The following is a 6,000-nucleotide window of genomic DNA, read 5'->3' as shown; positions in this document are numbered from 1 at the left end:
ATTGCAGATTGCAGATTGCAGATTGCAGATTGCAGATTGCAGATTGCAGATTGCAGATTGCAGATTGCAGATTGCAGTTTGCAGATTGCAGTTTGATGCATTCAAGGCTTTCTGAAGCCTCAGCCCTATTTCCTATTTCCTATTTCCTATTTCCTATTTCCTATTTCCTATTTCCTGCTTCCTGTATCCTTCCCTTACTCAGGCTCGTCTAAGCTGATCCGCTGGTTGGCGATCTCATTGGACTCTACATAACGTCCAGGCATTAAGAGACTACTCCAGCCGCCGGCATCGCGGAGAGCGAAGGGGTCGCTCTTGGCGCGGGCGGCGCGGGTGGCCCAGGTATGGCGGAGATCGTGGGGGGCGAGATCGTTGATACCGATACGTTCGCCCAGGATGGCGACCCGCTCGCGGATGGCGCGTACCGACATGCCCTTCCAGAGTTCGCCGTTCTTGCGCGAGCCACGGAGCAGTTGCCCACTTGGGAGCGCATCGGAGGCCATGTAGGCTTGGGCTGCTGCGAGGGTATCGGGCGGGAGCTTGTGGGTTTGGGTGGCGTCCACCTTCTCGCGATAGAAGGTAAGGGTGCCACGGGTGCTGTCGAGGCTCTCGACTTGGAGGGCGGCCAGTTCACCAACCCGTAGACCCAGATCGGCCAGCAGGCAGAGCATGAGCGCATCGCGGCGGCCTTGGGGCGTCTCGGGTTGCTGCTTCAGGGTGGCAACCTGGGCCGCTGAGAGAACACGGGGCTGGGCCTTTTTAGCCCCAATGCGCGTAGGTGTTTTATCGCGGCGGCGTTGGGTATCTACCGCACGGGCTTGGCGGCCACTATAGCCACGCACCGTGCGAATGAGCGCAAAGGCATCATTGGGGATCACCCCGGCGCTATTGGCCAAGCCACAGTAGCGGCGCACCGTCGCAAGGCGCACATTGATCGAGCCGACCGCATAGCCCTCGTGCAATTGCCAACGCACAAATGCGCTAACAAGCCCATGGGTAATATTTGCCCATACGTGCGCCGTATGGGGCAAGCGTGCTCCCAAGGCGGGCACGCTGGCGGCGGGTACCGCCTTGATTTCCCCAAGAAAATAGGCAAAGAGCGCCAGATCAGCCTCTTGGCGACGCAGCGTGTCATCGTCAATACGACTGCGATAATCAGCAAAGACCGCATCAGCGGCGGCGCTATCGGCTGTCGCAGAGGCATGGGGGTCAATAGAAGCGGCTTGTATGATTATGTCAATCTTTTCTTGGCTCATGGGGCATAAGTTCCGATTAGCTCTAGTAATCGGTAGTTATTTTATGCCCTCGCGGGCGGGGTGTCAAGTGTTGTGGGGGAACCATGTTCCCCCACGCCCCCTGGGGCGGGCCTCAAGTGCGGTGAGGGAACCACGCCCCCCTGGGGCGGGCCGCTACGCGCTGTGGGGGAACCACGCCCCCTGGGGCGGGCCGCTACGCGCTGTGGGGGAACCACGCCCCCTGGGGCGGGCCGCTACGCGCTGTGGGGGAACCACGCCCCCTGGGGCGGGCCGCTACGCGCTGTGGGGGAACCACGCCCCCCTGGGGCGGGCCGCTACGCGCTGTGGGGGAACCACGCCCCCTGGGGCGGATTTTGCGGGTGCTACGAAGCCGCCCGCGCAAACAACTCGTTGCGTATTGGCGGCGCAGCCGCCAATACGCAACGAGAGAAAACCTTAACGAGCAATGAGTGGCAAATAGACCGAGAAGGTCGCCTTGGTCGGAACGCCGCGCATGCCCTCAAGTGGCAGCGCTGGGCCAGCACTGATGCTGTAGTAACCCGTCTCGGCCTCTTCATGTAAGTGCATTACGGTTATGTAAAGCTCTTGGCCAGCAGTGACGTTCAGCGGAATGCTGAGGTAGTCATTGCTGGTGGGCTCAGCCTCGAAGAAGTCGAAGATGTCAATGCTACCATCTTCGCTGAAGATGAAGACGACGGGATCCATCCCCAGAGCTAGATCGGAGGTGCGAATGGTGATCTCGCCAGCGCCGCCTTCAGGCACAGTGAGTTTGAAGGTGTCAATGTCACCGGCAAAGTCGATCCGTCCGGCAACAGGACTGTTGTCGAGCGGGAGCGGGGTTGCCAGATCAAGCTCTTCGGCGTGATCGTCCTCCCGCCAGCCCTGTACCGTAATCTGGGTCGCGGCGTGGCGCTGGAAGTTCTCGGTGAGGAGTACCGGTTCGGGCGGATCACTACCACGCTGCAACTGGTAGCTGGCGATGGTAGTCTTGGCCGTGCCATCACGGTTGTCAAAGTCCACCAAGACGTAGTACACCCCATCCATGTCGTAGTCGAAGATGCCGGTGTACTCACCATCATTCGCCACAGCATCGGGGGCATTGCCGTCATCGCGGAGTTCAATGACACGCTCACTGCCATCGGGGGCAATCAGGCGGGCGGTGACGTACAGGTCAGTGACGAGGACTTCACGCTGCAACGAGGCGCGAATGATGATCGGTTCGGGGTAGTTGACCAACGTGCCGTCCACAGCGGTAACCGTGGCGGTGTAGGCAAACTCACCTGCGGCAGCGGTTGCCTCGATGGAGTAGAAGATGAAGAGATCGCGATCAGCCGCAGTTGCCATCAGCTTCCATGCGCCTACCTGCAGGGTTTCACCCTCAAGCATGGCGCTACAGATGGTGAAGACATCGCGTGGGTCATCCCCATCGTTGTCCGCTTCGCACTCCATCTGAACGGCACTACCATTGGGTGCTTCTAGGGCGACCGTGGCATCGCCAAGTGCCCCATCAACAAAGACAAAGAGATCAACGCTGCCCAGCGTGGAGTCAACGATGAAGTTGGTCTCTTTCGTCGTTCCCGCGTCAACCAGCATGACATCTTCAGCCAGATCGAAGATCAGCGCGGGTGTTGTCGTTTGGCGCAGCTCTTGCAGAGCTGCGGTGAGGCTGCTGCGCCCACTGTTGCCCAGCGCGAGGTATTCCCCGTCGGTAGCCAAGGCCAACTGCTGCAACATTGCGGCGGAGGCAGCATCGCTTGGGTAGGCTAAGGCAAAGATAGGTACATTCGCCGTTTGGTAGGCACCAACCTGGGCAAACGAGGGTTCGCCCGTCGTTTCGGCCCCGCCGGTGATCAGGATGACGTAGCGATTGAGGCTCTCTGGCAGATTACCCAAGGCGGTCTGCAGGGCGGCCCCAAGGTCGGCATCGCCACTGGTCTGCGGTGTAATCCCAGCCAGTGCATTCTTCAACGTGGTACGATCCGCATCACTGTTGATGGTAAGCGGCGCATGCACGACGGTGGGCGTAACACCAAGGGTGATCAGACCAATAGTGTCACCAATGTTCGCCGCATCGATCTGCTGGCTCACTGCGTTCTTGATCGTATCAAGTACCTGCGTATTGCTGATGCGTACCGAATGATCAATCACAAACTGACGCACCACCCCGCTGGTTCCCTGGGCCAGAGTCGCCTGTGAACCAGTGGTGTTGAGTACCTGCCCGGCGCTGTTGAGCCAACTGATGGTCAACTCGCTGCGCGCCGCCTGGCGGGCCGTCTCGTTCACCAGCGTAATGCGATGGGTCTCATCCGGGCCGGGCGCAACAGCGGCCAATTCGGGCCAGTGGAGGCGCGTAGGGGTGCGGTTGCGCTGACCATCACGCGGGTCTTGGCTTGGCGGACGGACCAGTGTATCCCAAGAACTCGCACCAAAGATGCGATGCTGGGCAGTGTTGCGCGTATCGTTGCGTGCGGTCGAGAAGTTGCCCCAACGCAGATCGCCGTTAAACCCGAAATCAGGGTTATTGCCTGCGTAGTCGCCACTGTGCATCATCGCGTAGGGCACAGGAGTATCACCCGCACATGGCCAACTAGGGGCATTGGGATCGCATGCCGAACCGCCACGGTACTCATCATAGAGCCCGTAGAAGTAGTGGCCCCACTCGTGGCCGAGTGAGCCAAAGCCGCCCACTTGGGCCCAACCGTCGCTCGTCAGATAGCGCTGGTTGTGGAAGACATCACACATGTTGACGCGTAAGCCCGGACGACCATAGCCACTTACGTGGGCCGAGGGGTGGCAGGTCTCGACCCAGACAATATGTGAATTGTCCTTATTTGCGCCGCCCAGGAAGACCTTTACATTACCAAGTTTGTGCGCTCCGTTGGACATCTCGTAGACCGAATCGGCGAAGTAGCGCAGAATGCGTTCATAGTTTGAGCGCAGTTCATCGTTTACCTCGTTGCGGTAGAGCGAGATGGTGATATCGAAGGTGCGCGAGGTGCGATCGCCCGATTCGCGGCTGACGACATTACTCCAAGCCGATTCACCTGCCGCATTGATCGCTTTCACCCGGTAGCGATAGGTGGTCTTACTGGCCACACCCTCGTCCACGAACGTCGTTGCGCCATTGCTCACCTCGGCAAGCTTGGCCCATGCATCGCCGGTGGCCGGGGCACGCTGGAGTTCAAAGCGCGGCGCACCACCGCCGTTCCATGCCAAGTTAATCTGGCCATTACCACCCAGGGAGGCGCTCAGATTGGTTGGTGCTGCGGGGGGCGCAAGCCCTTCAAGCTGCACATCATCAATCTGCCACAACCAGTCATCGTTGGCGTTGTAGTAGCGGAAGCGCACCAAGACGTTGGATTTACCCGCCGCATGGCGCGAAATGTCGAGGCTCACTGGCCCATTGAAGGTAGCCGTCTTGCGCCAGACATTGGTCCAAGTAGTACCATTATCGCTACTCACATCAACATCAGCCGTTGCGCGTGTATGGATTTGAAAGAAGGTCTTGAAACTGAGGCTTACAGCCTGCGCTTCAGCAAAATTGAGCAGCGGCGTCTGTAGGCTGGTATCCATCGCCACCTGGCCGGCATGGTCGCTATCGGCGATGGCGAAGTTACCCGCGCCTCCCGTGCGATTGTCACGCGATTTAGGATTGTCGAAACGCCATGCCGCGCCCGTCGCCGGAGTCACCGTCCAGTCTGTGGGAGTGGTCGTGGCATCAAAGCTCTCGTTGATTGAGGTGACACCCACACATGCCGGGGTCGTCACTTGGGCCACATTGCTCGGATCGGAGGGATCGCCACTCGCAAGCAGCGCCACAACACGATAGCTGAGGGTTGAACCACATGCAGCCCGTGCATCACGCGCACTAGTGCTATTGGCGGGCAGCGTACTGAGCGTTGCCCAGGTGGTACCATCGGTTGAACGCTCAACACGGAAGCCGGTCTCGTTGGTGCTACTATCAACCCAACTGAGCGCTACCTGACCATTCGTAAGCTGAGCACTCAGATTGGTGGGCGCATTCGGCTTGGGCCGGGTCGCTTCAGCCGTCACTTGGATATTATCGAGCTGCCAGAACCAATCGTAGTTGGCATTGTGGTAGCGGAAGCGCAGCATGACGTTGGCTTGACCCAAAAGCGCAGCGGGTAAATTCAGGCCCACCTGCCCATTGGCGCGTTGGGTCTGCTGCCAGAGATTGGTCCAATTGGTGCCACCATCAATACTGTAGTCAATCGCAGCCGCAGATTGGCCATGGGGCTGGAAGAGGTGATTGAAGTTCAACCGCGCACTCGCCGCACCACTCAGGCTAAAGGCGGGGGTACGCAACTCCGTATCCATCGCCACCCGTCCGGCGTGGTCGCTATCGGCAATCGCAAAGCCACCGATCCCACCAGTCAGGTTTGTGCGGTTACCTGGATCATTGAATGTCCAGCCTGGCCCGCTTTCGGGCAGTACCGCCCAACCCTGGGGGAGCGCATTATCATCGAAGGTAGCTAACGGTAACCCAAGATTCACCAGATCAGCCGCTGTCGCTTGACGGGGCAGCATCACGGGGAGTACCGCCGCGAAGGTGATGAAGAGCAAAAGGGCGAGGTGGAGGATAAGACGAAGGGCATGCCTGCGATCTAGCGCCATAGATTTCATAGTCTCCCAACTTTCTGCATCATTGCAACGAGAGTCAACCGTCGCGAATTGAAAATGGTTACTTACTCCTTTCGTAACTAGCTATAATAGTACGTCAGGGGAA

Annotated in this window: 2 protein-coding genes; both read right to left on the bottom strand. The window is 59.0% G+C overall.

Annotation, left to right across the window (positions count from 1 at the left end):
* Window positions 1-194 precede the first annotated feature (194 nt).
* Window positions 195-1,253, bottom strand: a complete 1,059-nt coding sequence (locus tag CJ255_RS10135; RefSeq protein WP_097643988.1) for a tyrosine-type recombinase/integrase — start codon at window positions 1,251-1,253, stop codon at window positions 195-197.
* Between the two features lie 435 nt (window positions 1,254-1,688).
* Complete coding sequence (locus CJ255_RS10130) at window positions 1,689-5,888, bottom strand: choice-of-anchor X domain-containing protein (protein WP_165774657.1); 4,200 nt, start codon at window positions 5,886-5,888, stop codon at window positions 1,689-1,691.
* Between the last annotated feature and the right edge of the window lie 112 nt (window positions 5,889-6,000).

Origin of the sequence: Candidatus Viridilinea mediisalina (genome assembly GCF_002532535.1) — a bacterium.
Taxonomy (GTDB): domain Bacteria; phylum Chloroflexota; class Chloroflexia; order Chloroflexales; family Chloroflexaceae; genus Viridilinea; species Viridilinea mediisalina.
The sequence above is the reverse complement of the archived record's forward strand: the minus strand, read 5'-3'. Positions and strand labels throughout refer to the sequence as shown.